21 protein-coding genes are annotated in these 25,049 nt (G+C 70.7%); 9 read left to right on the top strand and 12 right to left on the bottom strand.

What is annotated here, in order from left to right; all coding sequences use genetic code 11:
- Positions 1-235 precede the first annotated feature (235 nt).
- From CEK65_RS17205 to CEK65_RS17180, 6 genes are all read right to left on the bottom strand, one after another.
- Entirely contained in the window at positions 236-631 is a 396-nt protein-coding gene (locus CEK65_RS17205; RefSeq protein ID WP_152182482.1) for a hypothetical protein, read from the bottom strand.
- A 43-nt stretch (positions 632-674) separates the two neighbouring features.
- Positions 675-1,442, bottom strand: coding sequence for a LytTR family DNA-binding domain-containing protein (locus tag CEK65_RS17200; protein WP_152182481.1), 768 nt, complete (start codon positions 1,440-1,442; stop codon positions 675-677).
- Complete coding sequence (locus tag CEK65_RS17195) at positions 1,435-2,739, bottom strand: histidine kinase (RefSeq protein ID WP_152182480.1); 1,305 nt, start codon at positions 2,737-2,739, stop codon at positions 1,435-1,437. Before CEK65_RS17195 ends, CEK65_RS17200 begins: the two co-directional genes overlap by 8 nt.
- 168 nt (positions 2,740-2,907) lie before the next feature.
- On the bottom strand, positions 2,908-3,126 hold the full coding sequence (locus CEK65_RS17190; protein WP_017913865.1) for a hypothetical protein: 219 nt from the start codon (positions 3,124-3,126) through the stop codon (positions 2,908-2,910).
- On the bottom strand, positions 3,107-3,556 hold the full coding sequence (locus CEK65_RS17185; protein WP_152182479.1) for a type II 3-dehydroquinate dehydratase: 450 nt from the start codon (positions 3,554-3,556) through the stop codon (positions 3,107-3,109). Before CEK65_RS17185 ends, CEK65_RS17190 begins: the two co-directional genes overlap by 20 nt.
- A 10-nt stretch (positions 3,557-3,566) precedes the next feature.
- Complete coding sequence (locus CEK65_RS17180; RefSeq protein WP_017908519.1) at positions 3,567-3,989, bottom strand: hypothetical protein; 423 nt, start codon at positions 3,987-3,989, stop codon at positions 3,567-3,569.
- Positions 3,990-4,244: 255 nt separating this feature from the next.
- Here CEK65_RS17180 and CEK65_RS17175 point away from each other — a divergent pair, with 255 nt between their 5' ends.
- The gene (locus tag CEK65_RS17175) at positions 4,245-5,837 is read left to right on the top strand and encodes an APC family permease (RefSeq protein WP_017908520.1); all 1,593 of its coding nucleotides are present in this window, start codon (positions 4,245-4,247) and stop codon (positions 5,835-5,837) included.
- A 13-nt stretch (positions 5,838-5,850) separates the two neighbouring features.
- On the opposite strand, the gene CEK65_RS17170 is transcribed toward CEK65_RS17175, so the two are convergent.
- From CEK65_RS17170 to CEK65_RS17160, 3 genes are all read right to left on the bottom strand, one after another.
- Positions 5,851-6,318 (bottom strand): hypothetical protein, encoded by a 468-nt coding sequence (locus CEK65_RS17170; protein ID WP_152182478.1) that lies wholly within the window; start codon positions 6,316-6,318, stop codon positions 5,851-5,853.
- 77 nt (positions 6,319-6,395) lie between these two features.
- Entirely contained in the window at positions 6,396-8,069 is a 1,674-nt protein-coding gene (locus CEK65_RS17165) for a M28 family metallopeptidase (protein WP_026143885.1), read from the bottom strand.
- A gap of 271 nt (positions 8,070-8,340) precedes the next feature.
- Positions 8,341-8,862: a hypothetical protein gene (locus tag CEK65_RS17160; protein ID WP_226980625.1), complete on the bottom strand. Its 522-nt coding sequence runs from the start codon at positions 8,860-8,862 to the stop codon at positions 8,341-8,343.
- 479 nt (positions 8,863-9,341) lie between these two features.
- Between CEK65_RS17160 and CEK65_RS17155 the strand changes: the two genes are divergently transcribed.
- From CEK65_RS17155 to treA, 6 genes are all read left to right on the top strand, one after another.
- Positions 9,342-10,781, top strand: a complete 1,440-nt coding sequence (locus CEK65_RS17155; protein WP_193314823.1) for a glycoside hydrolase family 5 protein — start codon at positions 9,342-9,344, stop codon at positions 10,779-10,781.
- Positions 10,782-11,035: 254 nt separating this feature from the next.
- Positions 11,036-12,499, top strand: a complete 1,464-nt coding sequence (locus tag CEK65_RS17150; RefSeq protein ID WP_152182477.1) for a glycoside hydrolase family 5 protein — start codon at positions 11,036-11,038, stop codon at positions 12,497-12,499.
- Positions 12,500-12,663: 164 nt separating this feature from the next.
- Positions 12,664-15,555: a pitrilysin family protein gene (locus tag CEK65_RS17145; protein WP_152182476.1), complete on the top strand. Its 2,892-nt coding sequence runs from the start codon at positions 12,664-12,666 to the stop codon at positions 15,553-15,555.
- 286 nt (positions 15,556-15,841) lie between these two features.
- Complete coding sequence (locus tag CEK65_RS17140; RefSeq protein ID WP_152182475.1) at positions 15,842-16,621, top strand: DUF72 domain-containing protein; 780 nt, start codon at positions 15,842-15,844, stop codon at positions 16,619-16,621.
- Between the two features lie 128 nt (positions 16,622-16,749).
- Complete coding sequence (locus tag CEK65_RS17135; protein WP_150411337.1) at positions 16,750-17,667, top strand: GAF domain-containing protein; 918 nt, start codon at positions 16,750-16,752, stop codon at positions 17,665-17,667.
- A 365-nt stretch (positions 17,668-18,032) separates the two neighbouring features.
- Positions 18,033-19,727 (top strand): alpha,alpha-trehalase TreA, encoded by a 1,695-nt coding sequence (gene treA / locus CEK65_RS17130; RefSeq protein ID WP_152182474.1) that lies wholly within the window; start codon positions 18,033-18,035, stop codon positions 19,725-19,727.
- 26 nt (positions 19,728-19,753) lie between these two features.
- Here treA and CEK65_RS17125 read toward each other — a convergent pair whose 3' ends face one another.
- A complete protein-coding gene (locus CEK65_RS17125; RefSeq protein ID WP_152182473.1) occupies positions 19,754-20,527 on the bottom strand; it encodes a lytic transglycosylase domain-containing protein in 774 nt (257 codons plus the stop codon).
- Positions 20,528-20,961: 434 nt separating this feature from the next.
- Positions 20,962-21,954 carry a hypothetical protein gene (locus tag CEK65_RS17120; protein ID WP_226980624.1) on the bottom strand — a complete coding sequence of 331 codons (993 nt, stop codon included), beginning with the start codon at positions 21,952-21,954 and terminating at the stop codon, positions 20,962-20,964.
- 270 nt (positions 21,955-22,224) lie between these two features.
- On the opposite strand from CEK65_RS17120, the gene CEK65_RS17115 reads away from it, so the two are divergent.
- Positions 22,225-23,010: a transporter substrate-binding domain-containing protein gene (locus tag CEK65_RS17115; RefSeq protein ID WP_152182472.1), complete on the top strand. Its 786-nt coding sequence runs from the start codon at positions 22,225-22,227 to the stop codon at positions 23,008-23,010.
- Between the two features lie 84 nt (positions 23,011-23,094).
- Complete coding sequence (locus CEK65_RS17110; RefSeq protein ID WP_152182471.1) at positions 23,095-23,568, top strand: DUF4410 domain-containing protein; 474 nt, start codon at positions 23,095-23,097, stop codon at positions 23,566-23,568.
- 394 nt (positions 23,569-23,962) lie between these two features.
- Here the strand turns inward: CEK65_RS17110 and CEK65_RS17105 are convergent, their stop codons facing one another.
- On the bottom strand, positions 23,963-24,862 hold the full coding sequence (locus CEK65_RS17105; protein ID WP_152182470.1) for an AraC family transcriptional regulator: 900 nt from the start codon (positions 24,860-24,862) through the stop codon (positions 23,963-23,965).
- Between the last annotated feature and the right edge of the window lie 187 nt (positions 24,863-25,049).

Below are 25,049 nucleotides of genomic sequence, written 5' to 3'. Positions count from 1 at the left end.
ACGTCGTCCGACGGCTCTGCGGCAATGCCTCTCAACGGCTTCAGCCGCAACGCGCGACGTCCGACAGCTCCGCGGTAATGCCCGCGTGGGGGCGACTTCGGTCGCGACGCAAGACGCCATCCGGCAGTTCCATTGCAGACGCGTCGGGACTGCAGTCCCTCCCACAACAGCCGCGGCCATCGTGCATCGCTGGTTGTGTCGGAAGATCGTATCGACCAGCGTTCGCTATCGCCTCTCACTCGCGCCCGCAGGCCGACGCCGGTGCATCCGACACCACGCACTGGCGGAAGTCGCGTGGCAGCCCGGCGATCTCGCGGCGCTGACCGATCGGCAGATCGAAGGCCTGCAGCACGCGCGGATTGCAGGCAGCGCCATCGCCGCCGCTGACCTGCGGCGATGCCGTGCAGGCGGCGTAGACCTGGTAGTGGCAGCGCCCGCTGCGGCTGTCGATGCAACGGAACGTGGCCAGGCCACCGCGATACGTAGTGCGGCTGAAGAGCAGCGGCACGCCGCGTTCGCTGGCCTGCACCACGGTCTCGCGGCGGGCGCCCATGGACAGGTCGAGATCGGCATGTCCCTGGCAGCCGAACAGGCCGAGCAGGCACGACCACAGCACGGAGAGCAGACGCATGGCGGAGATTCCTTGTTCCAGTGCGAAGCGAGGGAATGCGCGGCTACATGCCGCGGAACAGGCTCATGTACGGCTGGCTGACGGTCAGGACCTCGTCGCGGTGGCGCAGCTTCAGCCGGCCCTTGCCGGTGTCGTCGCGCACCACCGAGGCCACCGCCTTGAGGTTGACGATGGTGGAGCGGTGGATCTGCCGGAACGCCGCCGGATCGAGCACGTCCAGCAGCTCGCGCAAGGAGGTGCGCAGCACCGCCTCGCCATCCCGGGTGAGCACCGTGGTGTACTTGCTGTCGGCCTGGAAATACAGCACGTCGTCGAGCAGGATCAGCCGCGTCTCGCGGCCGCTGCTGGCGGTGACCCAGGCCAGCGGTGGCGGCGCCGACGGCGCGACCGGGCGCTGCTGCAGACGCTGCAGCAGCGCGTCGAGCACCGCTGGATCCGGCCCCTGCGGCGCCCGTGCCTGCAGCCTCTGTACCGTGGCCTGCAGACGCTCGCGCACGATCGGCTTGAGCAGGTAGTCCACCGCGCCGTGCTCGAACGCATCGATGGCGTACTGGTCGTAGGCAGTGACGAACACCACCTGCGTGTGCGGGCTCAGTTCGCCCAGCGCGCGCGCCACCTCGATGCCGCTGAGCCCGGGCATGCGGATGTCCAGGAACGCCACCTGCGGGCGCAGCTCGGCCAGCCGTTCCAGCGCGCTGGCGCCGTCCTCGCACTCGGCGACGATGCGCAACTCCGGCCACACCTCGCCCAGCAGCGCGACCAGCGCATCGCGCAACAGGGTTTCGTCCTCGGCGACGATCGCGTCAGTCATGGTGCGCTCCCGTGTGCATCGCCACCGGCGCCGGCAGTGGCGGCGGCGGCGGCGTCGTCCCCGCCGGCCACGGCAGGGTGATGGTGGCGGCCACGCCGCTGGGGAAGTTGGAGACGATGGCGAAGCTCGCCGCGCCGGCATAGGTGAGGCGCAAGCGCTCGCGCAGATTCTTCAGGCCGATGCCGGTGCCGCTGGACTGGGTGTTGAAGCCCAGGCCGTCGTCGGCCACAGTCAGGGTGACGTGGTCGTCGACCGCGCGCGCCAGGATCCAGATGGTGCCGCCGCCGGGCTTGGGTTCCAGACCGTGCTTGATCGCGTTCTCCACCAGCGTCTGCAGCATCATCGACGGCAGCGGCAGCGTCTTCATCGTCTCCGGCACCTGCACCTGCAGTTGCAGGCGCGCGCCCATACGGATGCGCAGGATTTCCAGGTAGGCCTGGGTCCGCTCGAGTTCGTCGCCGAGCGAGCTCATCGCGTCCTCGGTGCTGGGCAGCGAACGCCGCAGGTACTGGATCAGATAGCCCAGCATCAGGTCGGCGCGCGGCGGATCGGTCCGCGCCAGCACCTGTGCACTGGCCAGCGTGTTGTAGAGGAAGTGCGGCTCGACCTGCGCGTGCAGCAGGTTCAGCCGCGCCACGGTCAGCTCCTGCTCGGTGGCGGCCTGTGTGGCGGCGGCCTGCTCGTCGCGGCGCAGCTCGGCCACGCGCCGCGCCAGCGCACGACCCAAGGCTTCGGCGTTCTCGTAGTTGCTGCCCTCGTCGACCGCGAACAGGTCGATCCAGGCGCTGGCATCCGGCTCCAGCAGCAGGGTCAGGCTGCTGGTGCCGGTGCCCGGGGTCACCGTCGCCACCACCTGGTTGCGCTTGACCGCGAAGCGCGCGGCCAGGTTCCAGCGCGACGGCGGGCGGCCGTTGTAGGGATCGATGCGACGCACCTTGGCGCGCACCTGCAGGCTGTCCAGCGTGCTTTCCACCTCTTCCACCCGTGGCAGCTCGCGCACCGCCGCATCCAGCAGTGCGAACGCCTCATGGGTGTCCAGCGGGATCTCGATCTGGCGCCGCTGGCGGCTGGCCAGGGTGCCCCAGTCAAGGCGCCCGGCGATCAGCCAGACCTTGCGCAGGTGGGTGATGCCGGCGATCAGCGCCGACAGCATCAACAGCATCGCCAACAGGCCGAACAGCCAGCCCGGTCCGGAATTCATACCGTAGAACAACCCGGCCCAGACGAAGGCGGCGACAACCACCGCCACTGCCCAGGCGCACAACAGGCGAACGAGGAAGAACAGGCTGGCGAGCATGGCGGCCGGGGACTGGGAAGTTCCGGCGAGGATAGCCGCGGCGTCGCACGGCGCCAGCGGCGTGCGACGAAACCGCCGCTGGCGAGGATGGGACCTGGCCTTGGCAGGACGAAACCGCAGCCCAGCCGCACGCCGAGGCGGCGGCGCCATTCCAGGCGACAGCGCGCCCTACAGCCGGCTCACGCTGCGGATGCGGATCTCGCTGCTGTCCACGCCGTGGCGTTGCGCCGCCTGCGCCCGCATGTGACACAGCAGCCGCTCCGGATCCAGCGGCGCCGGCTCGGCCCAGGTGTGCGCCAGGGTGCCCCAGGCCACGCGCTGGCCGAAACTGTAGGCCTCGTAGTCGGCCAGGTAGTGGCGCGCGCGCTCAGGTGCCGACGTGGACATCGCCTTCGTAGCCGTTGCAGCCCAGGTGTTCGAGCGCGATCGACAGCGCCAGCGCGTAGCCCTGCGCGCAGTAGCCGCCAACCTGGCCCAGCCGCTGCCCCGACGCCGCGCACAGGCAGGCTTCGCGGCGATCGCTGGCATCGTCGTGCACTTCCACGTAGGGCCGGCGCAGGTGCGCGACCGCGTCGGCGGTGATGGCGCTGTCCGAGCACGCGCCCGGATCCAGCAGCAGCATCTCCACCCCGGCCTGGTCGGCCTGGGCCAGTGCCTGCAGCAGTTCGCGCTCGCTGGCGCAGCCGCGCACGGCCAGGGTCTTGCCGGCGCGGCCGGCATGGGCGAGCAATTGCCGCATCACCGGTGGGGCGATGCGGGCCGGGCGGCCGCGATGGCCGGCCACGCAGTCCGGGCCACGGAGCAACAGGATCGACATGGCGGCGCCCTCAGTTGGCCAGCGCCGCGCGCGCGCCGAGCCGGCGCTGCGCCACGCCCAGGGCGATCGCGTAGCTGTCGGCGAGCGCACCGTTGGCGATCACCGTCAGCAACGGCATGTGCCGCGGATGCAGCAGCGGTTCCAGCGCCTGCGCGCTGGCATCGTGCACCTCGATGTACGGATGGCCCAGCGCATCCAGCGCCGCGCACAGCTGCGCGCCATGGTCGGCCAGCTCCGACGCCGGCAACTCACCGGAATCCAGCAGCACCAGCTCGGTGTCGTCGCACGCGCCTTGCTGCAGCCGCGCCACGATCTGCGCGGCATCGGCACAGGCCACCGGCACCACCTGCGCGGCATGGGAAGCGGCCAGACACTGCGCCGCGGCGATGGCCGACGCATCGCGATGCGGGCCCTGGATCAGCAGAATCGACATGGAACACATCCAACGGAAAGGACGTGGCGCAGTCTGCGCGCGCGCCGCGTAAGCGTTCCATGCCGATGGAGGGCGTGGGGCGTAAAGCTTGCGTAAGCCGGGAATCGGGAATGGAGAATGGAGAATGGAGAATCGTTGAGCGCAAGCCGGGAACGTTCAGCCAACGACACGCCGCTTTTCCGATTCCCCATTCCCCAATCCCCATTCCCGGCTTTATGCGATCATCCCCCGCTTCCCGCCGCCGCCGGACCCGCCATGACCCAAACCGCCCTGCGCCGCGATGTCGGCCCGTTCGCCCTGATGCTGACCGGCCTCGGTTCGATCATCGGTTCCGGTTGGCTGTTCGGCGCCTGGCGCGCCGCCGGGCTGGCCGGCCCCGGTGCGATCTGGGCCTGGGTGCTGGGCGCGGCGATCGTCACCACCATCGCCCTGGCCTATGCCGAGCTGGGCGCGATGTTCCCCGAGTCCGGCGGCATGGTCCGCTACAGCCACTATTCGCACGGTTCGCTGGTCGGCTTCATCGCCGGCTGGGCCAACTGGATCGCGATCGTGTCGGTGATCCCGGTGGAGGCCGAGGCCTCGGTGCAGTACATGGCCTCCTGGCCCTGGCAGTGGGCGCAGGATCTGTACGTGCAGCAGCCCGGCGGCGCTGGCGAGCTGTCGGTGCCCGGCCTGTGCATCGCCGCGGTGCTGGTGCTGGTGTATTTCCTGCTGAACTTCTGGAGCGTCAAGCTGTTCGCGCGCTCCAACAGCCTGATCACCGTGTTCAAGCTGGTGGTGCCGGCGCTGACCGGTGTGGCGTTGATCGCCAGCGGCTTCCACAGCGAGAACTTCAGCGTCGGCCTGCACGGCGGCAGCCACACCATCGACTTCGCCGCGGTGCTCACCGCGGTGGCCACCGCCGGCATCGTGTTCAGCTTCAACGGCTTCCAGAGTCCGGTGAACCTGGCCGGCGAGGCGCGCAATCCCGGGCGCAGCATCCCGTTCGCCGTGCTCGGCTCGATCGCGCTGGCCACGGTGGTCTACGTGCTGCTGCAGGTCGCCTATCTGGGCGCCGTGCCGCCGGACCTGCTGGCCAAGGCCGGCTGGCACGGCATCGACTTCCGCTCGCCGTTCGCGCAGCTGGCGATCATCGTCAACCTGCACTGGCTGGCGATGCTGCTGTACGTGGACGCCTTCGTCAGCCCCAGCGGCACCGGCATCACCTACACCGCCACCACCGCGCGGATGATCTACGGCATGGAGCGCAACGGCACCATGCCCAAGGTACTGGGCCGGATCCATCCGACCTGGGGCGTGCCGCGCCCGGCGATGTTCTTCAACCTGCTGGTGTCCTACCTGTTCCTGTTCTTCTTCCGCGGCTGGGGCACGCTGGCGGCGGTGATCTCGGTGGCGACGATCATTTCCTACCTGACAGGCCCGATCAGCGCCATGGCGCTGCGCAAGCACGCGCCGGAGATGCACCGACCGCTGCGCATCGCCGGCCTGCCGGTGCTGGCCGCCGCCGCCTTCGTGCTGGCCACCGAACTGCTGTACTGGGCGCGCTGGCCGCTGACCGGCGAGATCATCCTGCTGATGCTGGTGGCCCTGCCGGTGTACGCCTACTACCAGCAGCGCGACGGCTGGAAGGATTTCCGTCGGCACCTGCGCGGCGCCAGCTGGCTGATCGCCTATCTGCCGACCATCGCCCTGCTGTCGTGGGCCGGCAGCACCACCTTCGGCGGCCACGGCTACCTGTCCTACGGGCCGGACCTGGTGGTGGTCGGCGTGGTCGCGCTGGGCTTTTACTTCTGGGGCGTGCGCGCCGGCTGGCGCACCCCCTCGCTGCAACAGGCCAGCGGCGGCTGAGCCGCGGCGGCGCTCAGCCGCCGCGCAAAGTTTGCAGCGCGCGCGACAGCAACGTGGCGCCGCTGAAGCCGGCCAGCGCGCACAATCCTGCCGCGGCGGCCAGCGCACCGATCTCGGCGTGATCGCCGAACAGCGCGATCGCCGAGCCGATGCACGCTGCCGAGAACCCGGCGCCGACCAGACCGATGCGCAAATGCGCGCGCCAGCCGCGCAGATGCGGCCAGGCGCGTACTGCGACCAGGCCGGTCAGCAAGGCCGGCAAGACGCCGAACAGGTAGGAATACAGCGCGATCCCCAGCAGCATCAGCAGCCCGCCGCCGATGTCACCGAGGTGAGCGCCGCCCCAGAGCCACGCGACCGCCATCACCGGCAGCAAGACCGCCGCAGTCCCCAGCGGCGGCCCTACCAATGGGAACGCCACGGCCACGCCGAGGTAGACCAGCCAGCGCGGCAGCGGATCGCTCCCCGCGTCGGCGCCCATCGGATCGGCGCCTTCCGCGCCCGCACCCGGCGGCGGATCCGCAGCCGCCTGCGGCGCAGGCGGCACTGGGGCGTGACTCACTTGGCGGGCGCGGCTTGGCGCTGTGCGGCGCTGGCGTCGCGGGTGGCGCGGAACTCGGAGTCGCGGCTCCAGTTCGGCCACTGCGTCGAATTGGCGAGTTCCTCGCCCAGCGTGTACAGCACCTGCATGTCGCGCGCGGCGCCGGCGAAGGTCCAGTTCGGCTGCCATTCGTCGCCGGGCTGGTGGTAGCGCTTGGCGGTGTAGTCGTCCGAGGCGGCCTTGCCGGCCGCCACGCCGCCGTCCACCCAGTCCTGGCCGGCGGCGAAGGACAGCGCCGGCACGCCGCGCTTGGCGAAGGAGAAGTGATCCGAGCGGAAGAAGTAGCCGGCTTCCGGCTTCGGATCGGGCGTGTAGCGCAGGTCCCAGCCCTTGGCCACGCGCTTGAGGTCGTCGAGCAGTTCCAGCTTGGCGGTGCCGTAGATGCCGAAATCGCGCGACGGCCCGAACGGGCTCATGCCGTCCATGTTGATCACCGCCACCGTGCGCGCCAGCGGATACAGCGGCTTGGAGGCGTAGTACTCCGAGCCGAGCAGGCCCTTCTCCTCGGCGGTGACCGCCATGAACACCACCGAGCGCTGCGGCGCCGGGCCCTTGGCGAAGGCGCGGGCCAGTTCCAGCAGCGCGGCGACGCCGCTGGCGTTGTCCAGCGCGCCGTTGAAGATGCGGTCGCCCTTGGCGTCGGGTGCGCCCACGCCCAGGTGATCCCAGTGCGCGGTGTAGATGAGGGTGTCGTCCGGCCGGGTCTTGCCGGGCAGCCGCGCGACCACGTTGTGCGAGGTGATCACCTCCGACTTCACCGCGTAGTCGGCGTACAGGCGCTCGCCCTTCAGCTCCACCGGCTTGAAGTCGCGCGATTGCGCCTGCTTCTTCAGCGCATCGAAATCCAGCCCGGCGCGCTTGAACAGGTCCACCGCCAGGTCGCGCTGGATCCAGCCCTCCAGCTCCGGGTGCACCGACTTGGGATCGTCGCGGACCACGTCGAACATGCTGTTGGTGTTGGAGTTGGCGACGGTGGCCCAGCCGTAGGACGCCGGTGCGGTCTCGTGCACGATCAGCACGCCGGCCGCGCCCTGCCGCGCGCCTTCCTCGAACTTGTAGGTCCAGCGGCCGTAGTAGGTCATGCCCTTGCCGTCGAACGCGCCCTTGCCGGTTTCGAAATCGGGGTCGTTGATCAGCACCACCGCGATCTTGCCCTTCAGGTCCACGCCCTTGAAGTCGTCCCAGCCGCGCTCGGGCGCCTTGACGCCGTAGCCGACGAACACCAGCGGCGCGCCGTCCAGGGTCACCTGGCTGCTGCCGTCGAGCGCGGCGCGCACGGCGATCTGCTGGCCCTGGGTCAGGGCCTGGCGCTGGTCGCCGCTGGCGATGGCCAGCTGCGGGGTACCGACGATGTCGGCGCGGCGCAGCGGCACCGCCTGGGTCCACAGGCGCTTGCCGTCGCGCAGGTCGCCGCCGGGCTGCAGGCCGGCCGCCTGGAACTGCGCGCTGAGGTAGGCCACGGTCTTCTCCTCGCCCGCCGAGCCCGGGGCGCGGCCCTCGTAGGCGTCGGAGGCCAGTGTCTTGACGTCGGCGGACAAGCGCTTGGTGTCGAAGGTCGGTGCGGGCGGCGGTGCCGCCAGGCTGGCGCCGGACAGCGCAAGCGCCAGCAGGCTCACGATCGGTCGTTTCACGGAGTTCCCTCGGCAGACACAAAGAACCTCGAGTGTAGCGGCGCGGCCAGGCGATCGGCAGGGGCCGGGGCGGTTTGGGCGCGCGCGGTCGTTCGAGCGCTGATGTCATGGGGCGCGCCATCATCCCCGCGCATGCCGCGTGCCGCTGCGCGTGGGCGTAGCAGGGACGCGCGAGGAAATGGACGCTCGCCCGGGACTTCCGTGGCTCGAGCCCGCGGGCCGGCTGGCGCCCTGCGGCCGCAGGCCAGCACCGGCCGGGCCGCGGCAGCGCTCAGCGTCCGCGCAGCCGATCCAGCGCCAGCGAGAGCAGCATGGCGCCGACGCCCCCGGCAAGCACGCAAGATCCCAGCCAACTGCCGGGCTCGCGGAACGCGTCGCGGTGGCTGTTGATCCAGGCGATGAGCGCACCGACGCAGACGGCCGACATGGCGGCACCGATCACCCCCACCAGCAGATGCGCGCGCCAGCCACGCAGGCGGGGCCAGGCATAGGCGGCGAACAGGCCAGTCAACAGCCCCGGCAACGCGCCGAAGATGCAGGACATCAACGCCATGAGCAGGAGAAGCGGCAGCGCATCGCCGAAGCCGCCGGGCTGCCCCCACGTCCAGGAAAACGCCAACGGCAGACCGACGACCAGCGTGCCCAGGAGCGGCGCGACGATCGCGAACGCCAGCACCACGCCGCTGCGGACCAGCCAGCGCGGCGCCCCATTGCCCGGGGGCACGCCCTCCGGCTGCGCGCGCGCAGCGGTCGCGGTGTCCGCCGGGGCGACCGCCGCCGCAGCTTCGTCCATCCGTGCCGCCGCGGCCCCGGCGGCAACCGCCGGGGCAGGCGCCGGCGCTGCGGACGGCGGTAGCGGTTCCCGACTCACGCGCGCCGCGCTGCGCTGGCGCCGCGGCGCGCGCGGATGGCGGAATCGGGGCGCCAATGGGGCCACTGCACCGCGAAGGACAGGTTTGGACGTTGCACGAAGATCCCTCTCGGCAGGCATGAGCGGCCGAGTGTAGCGAGGCGGCCGCGGGACCGGCGAGGGCCGGGCACCCGCCAGACGTGCGCTGTCGCAAAAATTTATTGTGATAAACCGCTCAAATACGAACCTGAACATGCTCTAATGCCGCGCTCGCGCATCACGGGGCCGCGCCGATCCGGTGGCCACGCCGATCCGCGTGCCCCTCCCGGCCTCCACCCGAGCCGGGCGCGGCGTCCGTTGCCCCTACCCTCACTTGGGCCGCTCCGACTGCGGGGCCGGCCCGCTTCCGGAGACCTGCAGAGATGTCGATGTCCCCTCTCACCCGCATCACCCGTTGCGTGCTGGCCGCCGCGCTGCTGGCCGCCAGCGGTTCGGCCTGGAGTTACGCCGTCAGCAAAGGCACGGTGGTGGACGACCGCGGCAACGCGGTGCAGCTGCGTGGCGTCAACTGGTTCGGCTTCGAAGGCAGCGCGCACACCGTGCATGGCCTGTGGGCGCGCAACTGGAAGGACATGATCACGCAAATGCAGGGCCTGGGCTTCAATGCCGTGCGCCTGCCGTTCTGCCCGCAGACCCTGCGCGGCGTCGCGCCGACCAGCATCGACTACGGCCGCAACCCGGACCTGCAGGGCCTGAATTCGCTGCAGGTGCTGGACAAGGTGGTCAACGAGTTGAGCAGCCGCGGCATGTACGTGCTGCTGGACCACCACTCGCCCGATTGCCAGGGCATCTCCGAGCTCTGGTACACCGACTCCTACAGCGAGCAGCAGTGGCTCAGCGATCTGACGTTCGTGGCCAAGCGCTACGCGTCGGTGCCGGGCGTGATCGGCATCGACCTGAAGAACGAGCCGAACGGCCGCAACACCTGGGGCACCGGCAACCTCAAGACCGACTGGAACAAGGCGGTCGAGCGCGCCTCGGCGGCGGTGCTGAAGGTGGCGCCGAAGTGGCTGATCGTGGTCGAGGGCATCACCGACAACCCCACCTGCTCCAGCAGCTACGGCTACTGGTGGGGCGGCAACCTGGAACCGCTGACCTGCACCAAGCTCAACGTGCCGGCCAACCGCCTGCTGCTGTCGCCGCACGTGTACGGCCCGGACGTGAACTGGCAGCCCTACTTCGGCGACAGCAGCTTCCCGGCCAACATGCCGGCGATCTGGGAGCGCCAGTTCGGCCAGCTGACCCAGCTCGGTTACACCATGATGATCGGTGAGTTCGGCGGCAACGAAGGCCGCAACCAGGCGCAGGACCCGACCCTGCAGAAGGCGCTGATCGACTACCTGATCAAGAAGAACATCCGCAGCGGTTTCTACTGGGCCTGGAACCCGAACAGCCGCGACACCGGCGGCGTGCTCGACGACGACTGGACCACCGTGCGCACCGAGAAGATGACCGGGCTCAAGCGGCTGTGGGGCGACACCAGCGGCACCACGCCGACCCCGACGCCCACCCCGGAGCCGACGCCCACGCCGACCCCGGCCCCGGGCAGCGCCAGCTTCAGCACCAAGGTCATCGTCGACAGCGACTGGAACGCCGGCTACTGCGAACGCGTGCAGGTGACCAACAGCGGCAGCGCCACCGGCAACTGGGCGGTCACCCTGTCCATCAGCGGCACCGTCAACAACCTGTGGAACGCCACCTGGAAGCAGTCGGGCACCACCCTCAGCGCCAGCGGCGTGGACTGGAACAAGACCCTGGCCCCCGGCGCCACCGCCGAGTTCGGGTTCTGCGCCGCCCGCTGAAGACGGCGCCATCGCCCCGCGCAGCGCGCGGGGCTCAACCTCGACGGCAGCGTCCCACGACGCTGCCGTTGGCGTTTTCAGCAGGCGACGGCGCGCCCGTGGACATCACCACAGCTCCCGCGCGCAATCCGTGGACAAGCCCGTCTTCTGCAACGGCAGTCACGGCCGCCATGGCGGACACTGCCGATCATCGCCGCCAAGTATCCGCCCCCTTGGCCGGCGCACTCCGCACCGGCCACCCTCGGAGCATCGCGATGAACCGATCCCTGCATTCCCGCATTACCCGCTGCCTGCTGGCCGCGGCGCTCGTGGTCGCCAGCGGCTCGGCCTGGAGCTATGCCATCAACCAGGGCAAGGTGGTGGACGACGCCGGCAACGCCGTGCAATTGCGCGGCGTCAACTGGTTCGGTTTCGAGACCTCGCAGCACACCGTGCACGGTCTGTGGGCGCGCAACTGGAAGGACATGATCACGCAGATGCAGGGCCTGGGCTTCAACGCCGTGCGCCTGCCGTTCTGCCCGCAGACGCTGCAGGCGGTCTCGCCCGGCAGCATCGACTACAGCCGCAATCCGGACCTGCAGGGCCTGAACTCGCTGCAGCTGCTCGACAAGGTGATCAACGAACTCAGCAGCCGCGGCATGTACGTGCTGCTCGACCACCACACCCCGGACTGCAACGCGATCTCCGAACTCTGGTACACCGGCAGCTACAGCGAGCAGCAATGGCTGAATGATCTGAGCTTCGTCGCCAAGCGCTACGCGTCGGTACCGGGGGTGATCGGCCTGGATCTGAAGAACGAGCCGCACGGCGCCGCCACCTGGGGCAGCGGCAATGCCGCCACCGACTGGAACAAGGCCGCCGAACGCGCGTCGGCGGTGGTGCTGAACGCGGCGCCGAACTGGCTGATCGTGGTCGAAGGCATTTCCAACACGTCCACCTGCTCCAGCGACACCGCCCACTTCTGGGGCGAGAACCTGGAACCGCTGGCCTGCACCCCGCTGGCCATCCCGGCCAACCGCCTGCTGCTCGCCCCGCACGTGTACGGACCGGACGTCTACATGCAGCCGTACTTCAGCGCGTCCAACTTCCCGGCCAACATGCCGGCGATCTGGGAGCGGCACTTCGGCCAGTTCGCCCAGGCCGGCCACGCGCTGCTGCTGGGCGAGTTCGGCGGCAAGTACGGCCAGGGCAATCCGCTGGACGTGCAGTGGCAGAACGCGCTGGTCGACTACCTGATCGGCAAGGGCATCCACAGCGGCTTCTACTGGTCGTGGAATCCGAACAGCGGCGACACCGGCGGCATCCTCAACGACGACTGGAGCACGGTGCGCACCGACAAGGTGACCCTGCTGAAGAAGTTGTGGGACGGCGACGGCAGCAGCACGGGCGGTGGCGGCGGCAACGGCGGTGGTAACGGTGGGGGTGGTGGCGGTGTTGGCACCACGCCCACGCCACCGCCGTCCGGCAGCAGCTTCAGCACCAAGGTGCTGGTCGACAGCGACTGGAACGCCGGCTACTGCAACCGCGTGCAGGTGACCAACACCGGCGGCAGCAGCGGCGACTGGAGCGTCGCCCTGTCGATCAGCGGCACGGTCAACAACCTGTGGAACGCCACCTGGACCCAGTCGGGGACCACGCTCAGCGCCAGCGGCGTGGACTGGAACAAGACCCTGGCCCCCGGCGCCACCGCCGAGTTCGGCTTCTGCGCCGCACGCTGAGCGCGCCGCTGCGTCCCTGACGCCACCCGCACGGCCCTTCCCCCGCGCGGGCCGTGCGCGAGGCGGACCGCCCACGCGGCGCCGCGCGGTGTGCCATCAGTCACGTTCCCGCGGCCGCCGCCGCCCCTCTATGCTGGCGCACTGTCCACACTCAGGCCCGGCCCATGCTCCGTCCCTTGTCGCTGTTGATCTCCAGCATCCTCACCCTCGGCACCGGCGCCGCCCTGGTCGCCGCGCCGGCGGCCCTGGCCGCGGCCACGCCGGGCCAGGCGACCGCGCCGGAGATCGCCTACACCCGCTTCACCCTGCCCAACGGCCTGACCGTGGTGGTGCACGAGGACCACAAGGCGCCGGTGGTGGCGGTGAGCATCTGGTACCACATCGGCTCGGGCGACGAGCCGGCCGGCAAGACCGGCTTCGCGCACCTGTTCGAGCACCTGATGTTCTCCGGCTCGGAGAACCACAAGGGCACCTACTTCCAGCCGTTCGAGAAGGTCGGCGCCACCGACATGAACGGCACCACCTGGTTCGACCGCACCAACTACTTCGAGACCGTGCCGACCACCGCGCTGGACACCGCGCTGTGGATGGAATCGGACCGCATGGGCCACCTGCTCGGCGCGATCGGCCAGAAGGAACTGGACACCCAGCGCGGCGTGGTCCAGAACGAAAAGCGCCAGGGCCAGAACCGGCCCTACGGCCGCGTCGACGAAAACATCCTGGCCAACATCTTCCCGGCCAACCATCCGTACCAGCACGACACCATCGGCTCGATGGCCGACCTCGACGCGGCCTCGCTGGACGACGTCAAGCAGTGGTTCCACGACAACTACGGCGCCGCCAACACCACCCTGGTGCTGGCCGGCGACATCACCGTGGCGCAGGCCAAGGCCAAGGCCGAGCAGTACTTCGGCGACATCCCCGCCGGCCGCCCGGTGCCGCGCCAGCAGCCGTGGATCACCCCGCTGGCCAAGCAGACCCGCGGCGTGCAGCACGACCACGTCGCGCAGCCGCGCATCTACCGCACCTGGGTGGCGCCGCAACTGGGCACCGACGACGCGGTGCTGCTGGACCTGGCCACCACCGTGCTCGGCGGCGGCAAGACCAGCCGGCTGTACCAGCGCCTGGTCTACCGCGACAAGCTGGCCGACGACGTCTCCGCCGGCCTGCAGTCGTTCGCGCTGGCCAGCCAGCTGCAGATCACCGCCGACGTGAAGGAAGGCGTGGACCCGGCCAAGGTCGAGGCCGCCATCGCCGACGAACTGCAGAAGTTCCTCGCCGAAGGCCCCACCGCCGACGAACTGCAGCGCGCGCAGGTGGGCTACCGCGCCGGCTTCGTGCGCGGCCTGGAGAAGGTCGGCGGCTTCGGCGGCAAGGCCACCGTGCTGGCCGAGGGCCAGGTCTACCGCAACGATCCGGGCGCCTACAAGAAGGACCTGCAGCGCGCGCAGGACGCCACCGTCGCCAGCGTGCGCAAGGCCGCCGACACCTGGTTCGGCAAGGGCGACTACCTGCTGACCGTGCTGCCGGCGCCGGAAGGCTTCGATCCGGCGGCCGAGGACAAGGCGGTCAAGCCGCTGCCGGCGGCACCGGGCAAGCCCGCGCCGAAGCTGCCGGCCAAGGGCAACTACAGCGTCGGCAAGTCGCAGGTGGACCGCGCGGCCGGCGTGCCGGAGACCAGCCAGTTCCCGAGCCTGAGCTTCCCGCAGCTGCAACGCGGCAAGCTCAAGAACGGCATCGAGGTGGTGCTGGCCGAGCGCCACACCATCCCGGTCACGCAGATCCAGATGCTGTTCGATGCCGGTTACGCGACCGACCGCGGCAGCAAGCTCGGCACCGCCAACTTCACCGCGGCGCTGATGAACGAGAGCACCCGCAACCTGGATTCGGTGGACGTGGCGCAGCGCCGCCAGCGCCTGGGCGCGATGACCAGCGTGTCCTGCGAACTGGACAGCTGCGACGCCTCGCTCAACGCGCTCAACGACCAGTTGGCGCCGTCGCTGGAGCTGTTCGCCGACATCGTGCGCAACCCGGCGTTCAAGGCCGACGACATCGAGCGCATCCGCGGCCAGTGGCTGGCCTCGATCGCGCAGGAGAAGACCCAGCCGCAGGGCCTGGCGCTGCGCACCCTGCCGCCGCTGCTGTACGGCCCGACCCATCCGTACGGCGTGCCGCTCACCGGCACCGGCACCGAGGCGGCGATCAAGAGCCTGACCGCGGGCGACCTGAGCGCGTTCCAGAACAACTGGCTGCGTCCGGACAACGTGCGCATCCTGGTCGCCGGCGATACCACCCTGGACAAGATCATCCCGCAGCTGGATGCCGCCTTCGGCGACTGGCAGGCCCCGTCCGGCAAGCGCCCGACCAAGAGCCTGCCGCAGGTGGCCGCGCAGCCCAAGCCGCGCGTGTTCCTGATCAACCGCGACGACGCCCCGCAGTCGCTGATCCTGGCCGGCCTGCTGGCGCCCTCGACCAAGGCGCCGAACAACCTCGCCATCGGCGTGGCCAACGGCGCCTTCGGCGGCACCTTCACCTCGCGCCTGAACATGAACCTGCGCGAGGACAAGCGCTGGGCCTACGGCGCCAACAGCTTCATGATCGACGCGATCGGCCAGCGCCCGTTCCTGTTCTTCGCCCCGGTGCAGACCGACAAGACCGCCGAATCGGCCGCCGAGATCCTCAAGGAGGCCAAGGCCGTGGTCGGCGACAAGCCGCTGACCGCCGAGGAGATCGCCAAGATCAAGGAACAGCGCGTGCGCGCCCTGCCGGGCAGCTTCGAGACCACCGGTGCGGTGCTCGGCGCGATGGAAGGCATCGTCCAGTACGGCCGCCCGGACGACTACGTGCAGACGCTGAAGACGCGCCTGGAAGCGGTCGACCAGCCGGCGGCGGAAGCGGCGATCAAGGAGATCGTGGCGCCGCAGGCGATGACCTGGGTCATCGTCGGCGACCTCAAGCAGATCGAAGCGCCGGTGCGTGCGTTGAAGCTGGGCGAGGTGCAGGTGCTGGACAGCGACGGCCAGCCGGTCAAGGCGAAGGCCGCGGCCAAGCAGTAACGCCGCACACGCATGGCGGGGCTGCCCCGCCATGCGCCACGCGCCACGCGCCGACGCCAGCATGGGGCGTCGGCGCCATCGCAACGCATCGCCGTCGCGCGATGCGACATGCGACGACAGTGAGTGAACGCGCAGGTTGCGCTGCGGCGCAGCCTGCAGGCATCGATCTTCCCTCGCATGCGTGGGTCGCCGATGGGTCGCCAAGGCGGCGCGCCGCTCCTGTCCTTCACGGCGCCTGGCCGCAACGCTTGGTATCCGCAAGGCCTGTCCTGGCCTGCCACCGCCGATGCCGACCGCTTCTCCCCGCTGCGTCGTCGCTCCCCGCATCCGCGTCGGCTGCGCCGGCTGGTCGATCGCCAGCACGCAACGCGCCCTGGTCGGCGACGGCGCCAGCCAGTTGGCGCGCTATGCCACCCGCTTCAACGCGGTCGAGATCAACTCCACGTTCTACCGCGCCCACCGCGCCAGCACCTACCAGCGCTGGGCCGACAGCGTGCCGACGGAGTTCCGCTTTTCGGCCAAACTGCCACGCACCATCACCCACGACGCGCGCCTGTCCCGCGTGGCGCCACTGCTGCAGACCTTCCTCGGCGAGGTCGGCCATCTCGGCGACAGGCTCGGCTGCCTGCTGGTGCAACTGCCGCCAAGCCTGGCCTTCGATGCGCGCATCGCCAGCACGTTCTTCGCGATGCTGCGGCGCCGCTGGCACGGCGGCATTGCCTGCGAACCGCGCCATGCCAGTTGGTTCAGCGCGCGCGCCGAGGCACTGTGGCAGCGCCATCGCATCGCGCGCGTGGCCGCCGACCCGGCCCTCGACGCAAGCGCCGCGCAGCCGGCAGGCGCGGCGGCGCCGGCCTACTGGCGCTGGCATGGCGCGCCGCGCGTCTACTACAGCGACTACGCCGACGCCACGCTGCGCAACCTGGCCGAGCGCGTCCTCGCCACCACGCCGCACCCGCACGACGCCTGGGTGATCTTCGACAACACCGCGCTCGGCCACGCCCTCGACAACGCCGCCACGCTGCAGGCGCAGCTGCGCGCGCTCGGCGTCGGCGCCGCCGACTGATCGCCAACGCGTGGCCATCGACGCTTGGCGTGCGCCGCGTCACGCTTGCGCGCTTGTCCACGCGACCTCGCCACGCCCTGCGGTATGGTGCTGCGCCTCGCGATCCGCGCCAGACCCGACGCCGCCCCATGACCGATGAAGCCCAGCGCCAGCGTGTCCTCGACAGCTACCGCATCGTCGACAGCCTGCCCGAGGCCGCATACCAGGACATCGTGCAGATCGCCGCCGCGCTGTGCGACACGCCGATCGCGCTGCTGTCGCTGCTGGACCGCGACCGCCAATGGTTCAAGGCACGGATCGGCCTGGAGCTGCCGCAGACCGAGCGCAGCCAGGCGGTATGCGACCACGCCATCCGTGAGCCCGAGCACATGCTGGAAGTGCCCGACCTCGCCGACGACCCGCGCTTCGCCGACCTGCAGATGGTGCGCGGCGACACCGGCGCGCGCTTCTACGCCGGCATGCCGCTGGTCACCGAAGAAGGTGTCGCGCTGGGCACGGTCTGCGTGCTGGACACCGCGCCGCGCCAGCTCACCGAGACCCAGCGCGACGGTCTGCGCGCGCTGGCGCGCACCGCCATGCGCCTGCTCGACGAACGCCGCCGCGCGCTGCAGCGCGAACGCGAGGCGCTGCTGCAGGCGCATCCGGCCGCCAGCGTGGACGCCCCCGCCGACGGCCGCTACCGGGTGGTGATCCTGGAAGTGCAGGAACTGGCCGCGCTGGCCGAGCGGCAGAGCGAGCGCCTGCTGGGCAGCAGCCTGCAGCAGCTCGACCGCACCCTGGCCAGCTACGTGCACGACGGCGGCGCCGACACGGTGGACCGCGCCACCGAGCATGCCGAGTTCATCGTCATGCTGCATGGCGCCGATGCCGAGCAGAAACTGCGCGGCCTGCGCGAGATCGCCGCGCGGCAACAGGCGCTCGGGCTGACCGTGCTGGTCGGCGACGCCCAGGCCACGCGGGCGGACGAGCCGATCGGGCAGGTGTTCCTGCGCGCCGAGGCCGCGCTCAGCGCCGAGAAGGATCGCCAGCCGCCGCAGGCGCCCTGACCGGCGGGAGGACCGCCGACCGGCGCGCGTGGCGCGCCGGCAGCGCTGGTCGGCGCAGCGGGCGCGCACTCACGCGTACCGGCCCTGGCCGCGCGCTGGACGACCTACCGCCCCGATCCGGCAGGCGGCGCCACCCATCCGGCTGAAGAGGCCTCCCGGCCGCCGACCGGGCGACGGACACCCGCCCCGCCTCAGCGGCCCCGTTCTTGCATGCCCCCAGGCGTCGCGGTCTCTCACCGGTACGAGCCGGGCGGCGCGCGGCCGCCAGGGCAGGATCGGGTGGGCCACGCACCGGATCCGGCCGCGCGCCCCCGTCTCCGCTTCGGTCGTTTACCATGCCGCACGCATCCTGCTCTGGACCCGACATGAGCCATGCCGCTCCTCCCTGTTGCACCCCGCTGCTGAGCCTGTCGCTCGGCCTGTTGCTGGGCACCACCGACACCGCCATGGCGGAGGCCGCGCCCGCGACCACGCTGACCGCGCCGGCACCGCCGCCGCAGACGCCCGACCTGGCCTACCCGGAACTGTTCCAGGCGGTGCAGCAGCAGGAGTTGTTCGACGACCAGAAGCACTTCGTCGACGCGTTGCCGCTGCGCGACCCGGCGCTGATCAACGCCGACTATCTGGCGCAGCGCCAGCAGCCGGGCTTCGACCTGCGCCGTTTCGTCGCCGCCAACTTCGAGGAATCCGGCCCGGTGCAGACCGAGGCGATCCGCCAGGACACCGGCCTGCGCGAGCACATCGACGCGCTGTGGCCGCTGCTGGTGCGCCGCCAGGTCGACGTGCCGCCCTACAGCAGCCTGCTGTCGCTGCCGCACCCGTACGTCGTACCGGGCGGGCGCTTCCGCGAGGTCTACTACTGGGATTCCTACTTCACCATGCTCGGCCTGGTGGAGAGCGGCGAGCACGAACGCAGCCGGCAGATGCTGGACAACTTCGCCTACTTGATCGACACCTACGGGCACATCCCCAACGGCAACCGCACCTACTACCTGAGCCGCTCGCAGCCGCCGTTCTTCTCGCACATGGTGCAGTTGCAGGCCAAGGTGGAGGGCGATGACGCCTACGCGCGCTACCTGCCGCAGTTGCAGAAGGAATACGCGTACTGGATGGAAGGCGCGCAGACCCTGGCCCCGGGCAGCGCGCATGCGCACGTGGTGCGGCTGGCCGACGGCAGCCTGCTCAACCGCTATTGGGACGCCCGCGACACGCCGCGCCCGGAAGCCTGGCTGCACGACGTGCGCACCGCCGCCGAGGCCAAGGACCGCCCCGCCGCCGAGGTCTACCGCGACCTGCGCGCCGGCGCCGAGAGCGGCTGGGACTATTCCAGCCGCTGGCTCGGCGACCGCAAGACCCTGGCCAGCATCCGCACCACCGCCATCGTCCCGGTCGACCTGAACAGCCTGCTCTACCACCTGGAGAGCACCCTGGCCCTGGCCTGCGCCAAGAACCCCGGCGCGGCCGGCTGCGATACCGACTACGCGGCCCTGGCCAGCGCGCGCAAGACCGCGATCGACAAGCACCTGTGGAGCGATGCCGGCTACTACGCCGACTACGACTGGCAGCAGCGCCGGCTGCGCGACCAGGTCACCGCCGCGGCGCTGTACCCGCTGTTCGTCGGGGTCGCCTCGCCGGCACGGGCCAAGCGCAGCGCCGACACCGTGCAGGCGCAGTTGCTGCGCCCCGGCGGCGTGGCGACCACGCGCCTGCACACCGGCCAGCAGTGGGACGAACCCAACGGCTGGGCGCCGCTGCAGTGGATCGCCGTGGACGGCCTGCGCCGCTACAGCCAGGACGCGCTGGCGCAGCGCATCGGCAGCCGCTTCCTGGCGCGGGTGCAGGCGCTGTTCGCGCAGCAGCACAAGCTGGTGGAGAAGTACGGCGTGGACGCGCAGGCCAAGGGCGGCGGCGGCGGCGAGTACGCGCTGCAGGACGGCTTCGGCTGGACCAACGGCGTGACCCTGTTGCTGCTGGATCTGTATGCGGCGCCGGCCGCGGCGCCGACAGCGCCGCACGCGCAAGCAACGGCCGAAGCCGAGGCGGAGGCCGTCGCGCTCTGAGCCGCCGCGGGCGGTGGGCGCCGCCGCTATTGCGCGGGCGTCTCCACGGCCATCCCCATCGCGATGCGGTAGCGCTGGTACAGCGCCATCACCTTGTCGATGTACGCGCGGGTCTCCGCGTACGGCGGCACGCCGCCGTAGCGCGCCACCGCGCCGATGCCGGCGTTGTAGGCCGCCGCGGCCAGCACCCGATCGCCGGCGTAGCGGCGCAGCAACGCGCGCATGTAGCGGGCGCCGCCGTCGATGGACTGGTCGGCCGCGAACGGATCGCGCACGCCGTACTCCCTGGCGACCTCGGGCAACAGTTGCATCACCCCCTGCGCGCCCTTGGGCGAGACCGCGGCGGCATCGAAGCCGCTCTCGGCATGCGCGATCGCGCGCAGCCACGGCTCGTCGACCCCGGTGGCGCGCGCCGCGGCGCGGAACTGTTTGGCATGCGCCTGCAGTTGCGGCGCACCGAGCTTGCCCAGTCCGGGATGCGCCACCTCTCCCGGCGGCGTGACCGCAGTGAAGCGCAGATACGGCCGCGAGCCCGGCAGATTGCGCGTGGAGTAGACCAGTTGCCCGTCCTGCTCGCGCTCGTACAGGGTGCCGCTGAACACGCCGAGGTTGCCCCACAGATTGGGCGTGGCGATCGCCGCATCGTCCAGTTCCCTGGGGGTGCAGCGCGAACCCGGTTCCGGCGCGGTAGCCAGGCTGACCGTGCCGTCGCGCACGCAGCGGTACACCGTGCGCGCTGCCGCGTCGGCGACGACGCCACAGCACAGCAGCAGGCACAGCACGGCACGGGCAAGCGGCATCGGCGACACGCTCGGATGGGATGGGCGCGCATCATCGCGCAGCGCGCGTGGACGCAGGTGACGGCCTGTCGCCCGGCGCTGTTTCCGACACGTGTCTGGGAGCGGCTTCAGCCGCGACCAGGCTCCTGCACACCACGATGGCACCAGACTCCACGCGTCGGGACTGAAGTCCCTCCCACAGGGGCATGCGGCACGCTGGCTGGAACATCGTGGGCGGGTTTCTGGTCCCGATTGCTTCAGCGGCCGGATAGCGCACCGCCTTCGCTCGTCGCGCCTGAAGCCGTTCCTACAAGAACGTGCAGCACACGGCCTGGGCGCACCGTGGGAGGGACTTCAGTCCCGACTGCTGCCAAGGTCGAATCGCTCGCGGCTTCCGCTCTTCGCGCTTCAAGCAGCGACGACCATTGCATGCGTCCTCCGACCTGCACGCCCACCTACGGCGCACACGCCGCCAGCTTCTGATCGGCGTACCACAGCGCGCGCCGCGCCAGGTCGTAGGCGCTGTCGGCCTCGCGCGGCAGCAGTTGCTGCGCGCGAATCGGGTCGGCGCCCTTGGCCATGGCGGTTTCCACCTGCAGCAGCGCATCCAGGTGCTGCTGCACCGGCGCCAGCAGGCGCGCGCGCTGCGCCGCCGGGCAGGCGCCGCGACGTTGCTGCAGGTCGGCCAGGGCCTGGCGAATCCGCCGACTGGCTTCGCCATCCAACCCGGGCGCCTTTTCGAAGGCGATCGGCGCGGCCTTGTAGGCATCGCCGGTGGCCTCGCTGCCGAGGTCGCTGGCGCGCTCGTGCAGCGCCGGATTGAACCGCACGTCCGGCGGCGGTCGCGCCACCGCCGACTGATGGGTGTTCTTCGGCAACAGCTGCTTGATCGCCCGGTCGATGCCCTGCACGGCGACGTCGCCGAGGGTGCCGTCGCTGGCCCAATCCTTGTCGAAACGGGTCGACCGGTAGTCGATCGGGTTGGGCCGTTCGAGCAGGCGCCTGGACTTGGCCACGTCGCGCGGATTGAGCGTGCCCGGCGGCGTGCCCGGCGCCTGCGCGAACGGATCCACCGCCACGCCATCCGGCAGGCGCGGATGGCCGTCGCCGGTGTACAGCGTCGCCGCCATGCCGGTCGCGGCCGCGGCGGGCGCGCTCGGCGTCTGCGAGGGCGAAGACGGCGGCGCGGCGGCGCCGCGCGGCGGCCGTGCCCCGGCCGGCATGCGCGCGTCCACGGCCGGCGCGCGCGTGGACACCCGCGGCGGGTCAGGAACGCGCTGCGCGGGCTGCCGCGGCAGGAACACCAGGCGCAGCGCGTCCTCGGCCACGGCACGCGGCGGCGCCGACGGCGTGCCCCACAGCAGGCGTCCCAGCAAGGCCAGGATCATCGCCGTCGCCAGTGCCGCCCACAGCTGCAGCCATCGGTCTTGCGCAGGAAGGGGGGTCACGACGGTCGAGAATCCATGGGCAGGCGGCGAGGACGAATGTGGGGGACGGACCGGTACAGCGTGCCGCGAGTTCCGTTGCCGGCGCGTGCCGCCGCGCGCGGCAAGCGGCAACATGGCGTCACCGGCGCCCGCCCGGTGCACGCAAGGCCTTGTCGCGTCAGGGATTGCGTCGGCGCATGCGCAAAACGGCTAAGGTGACGCGCACCGACGGCGCGACAGCCGGCGTACATCCAACAGGCACCGACGCCCACCCTGCTGCAGGAGAACCGCATGATCCGACGCCTGGCCGCCGGCCTGCTCGGCGCCGTACTGGCACTGCCCGCGCACGCCGCGCCCTCGCACCTGGACAGCGTCCTTCGCGATGGCGTGCTGCGCGTGTGCACCACCGGCGACTACGCGCCCTACAGCCGCCTGCACAGCGACGGCACCTACGAAGGCATCGACATCGCCCTGGCGCAATCGCTGGCCGAGAGCCTGGAGGTCAAGCTGCAATGGGTGCCCACGCGCTGGCCGACCCTGCTGCCGGACCTGCGCGCCGACCGCTGCGACATCGCCGTCGGCGGCATCTCGGTATCGCTGCCGCGGCAGCGTCAGGCCTGGTTCAGTGCGGTGCTGGAGGTCGACGGCAAGATCCCGCTGGTGCGCTGCGCCGACCGCACGCGCTACCGCACCATCGCCCAGATCGACCGGCCCGAAGTGCGGGTGATCGAACCGCGCGGCGGCACCAACGAGGCGTTCGCCCGCCGCGAACTGCCGCATGCGCAACTGATCCTGTCCGACGACAACCCCACCATCTTCCGCGACCTGCGCGAGGGCCGCGCCGACGTCATGATCACCGACGCCTCCGAAGCGCGCTTCCAGCAGCGCCAGGTGCCTGGCCTGTGCGCGGTGGCGCCGGAGCGGCCGCTGCAGTACAGCGAGAAGGCGTTCCTGCTGCCGCGCGACGACACGGCCTGGAAGGCCTACGTCGACCAGTGGCTGCACCTGAGCAAGGCCAGCGGCGCCTATGCGCGGATCGTGGCCGCGTGGCTGGGCGATCCGGAGACAACGCGCTAGGCCTCCCGCCTGCCCGCGCGCAGCCGCTATGCTGCCGCGGCCGGCGGCGTTCGCCCCGGCATGGGGATTCAACAAGGAGAGAGCATGAAACTGCAATGGAAAACGCTCGCGCTGGTGAGCGTGATGTTGCTGGCCACCGGCTGCGCGACCAACAGCGTGGTGCACCAGAGCTACAAGGCGACCACCGCCGAAACCTACTGGTACCAGCTCACCGGCAACGACGACACCGACGCCGAGAGCCTGGCCATGTTCCGCCGCCAGCTCGACGCGCAACTGGACGCGGCGCACCTGCACGGCACGCAAGGTCAGGCCAATGCGCGCAAGATGACCATCGTCATCGATCACTACTACATGCGCAGCAACGGTGCGCGCTTCTGGGCCGGCATCATGGCCGGGCGCGACAAGATCAAGAGCCGCGTCACCGTCGCCGATGCCAACGGCAAGACCGCCGCGCAGTTCGACGTGGAATCGACCAACAGCACCGCCTGGGGCACCTCCGAAGGCCTGATCGAGCGCCACGCGCAGGAGATCGTCGCGCGGCTCAAGCAACTGCAGTAGTGCGTGCCGCCCGTGCAGGACGGCACCGGTCCTGCACGGGCGCCGAAGCGCACCAACGCGCTGCCTGCAGCACCTCGAATCGCTTGATCCGGCGACACGCAAGCCGGATGCGGCTTGCTCTGTAGGAGTCAAGTGTCATGCAACCGCGACGCGCGATGTGGTGTGCGTTCCGATGGCGCAATGCGTCGGGACTGAAGTCCCTTCCACAGTGCACCCGGCGGGCTCGCCGCAAGCCCCTGTGGGAGCGACTTCGGTCGCGACGAAGCTTTCCCGGTAACGCGCGTAGCGGCTGACGCCGCCCCTACGGGACGTGCCTCGGAGTGATGAGAGAGGCCCTTGGTCGATCAAGCGGCACGTCAGATGCACAAGGCGGCGCGCGCAGTGCCGGTACCGCTCAGCCGGCCAGACCCAGTTGTTCGGCCAGGTCGCTGCGCGGCGACCGCCCGTACAGCCGGCTGTATTCGCGACTGAACTGCGATGGGCTCTGGTAGCCGACGCGGTAGCCGGCCGCGCCCACGTCCATGCGTTCGACCACCATCAGCCGCCGCGCCTCGCGCAGGCGCAACTGCTTCTGGTACTGCAGCGGCGTCATCGCCGCGACCGCGCTGAAATGGTGATGCAGCGAGGACACGCTCATGTTGACCTGGCGCGCCAGATCCTCGATCCGCAGCGGTTCGGCGTAGTGCTGGCGCAACCAGGCGATGGCCTTGGCGATGCGGTTGCTGGGGCTGTCCTCCTGGGCGATGCGCAGCAGGTTCGGCCCGCACGGCCCGACCAGCAGGCGATACAGGATCTCCTGCTCGATCAGCGGCGCCATCGCCGCGATGTCGGCCGGGCGTTCCAGCAGCCGCAGCATGCGCAGCGTCGCGTCCAGCAGGTCCGGGCAGGCGGTGTTGACCGACACCCCGCGCGTGCGCTCGGCGCCCACCTGCGGCGGCAACGGAATGCGCTCGAGCAGTTCGCGCAGCCGGTCCGGCCGGATCGACATGCCCACGCCCAGCAGCGGCTGTTCCGGGCTGGCCTGGGTGATGCGCGAGACCACCGGCAGATCCAGCGTCACCAGCAGAAAGGTGCCCACGCCGTAGTGGTACTCCTCGTTGCCCAGGGTCAGGCATTTCTCGCCCTGCAGCACCAGCGCGAAGACCGGCCATTGCGCGGTATGCGTCTTCGGCGACGGCGCGGAGCGGTAGGAACAGAAGAAGCCGTCGATGGCGGTGTCGTGGTCGCCATCGGGGACGGCCAATCGGGCAACCAGGGCGGCCATTTCCTGGTAGCGGTGGGCGAGCGCGGTCATCGGCAAGGGCGCCGTAGCGTGCGGAGGAGGAAGGCAAGCTTGCACGATGCTGCGCCGGCGCGGACCACGGCGCGACGCGGCTTGCAGGATCGTACAAGAATTCCGTTGGATCGCGCTAACGCGCCCGCGGCGCGGGCCAGCATCCTGTGTCGGCCGGTTCCCGCACCGGCGCAGCATCGTGCAAGCT

The sequence above is a fragment of the Xanthomonas sp. LMG 12459 genome (genome assembly GCF_009192905.1).
In the GTDB taxonomy this organism is placed as follows: Bacteria; Pseudomonadota; Gammaproteobacteria; order Xanthomonadales; family Xanthomonadaceae; genus Xanthomonas_A; species Xanthomonas_A sontii.
This window is presented reverse-complemented; position numbering and strand designations above follow the sequence as displayed.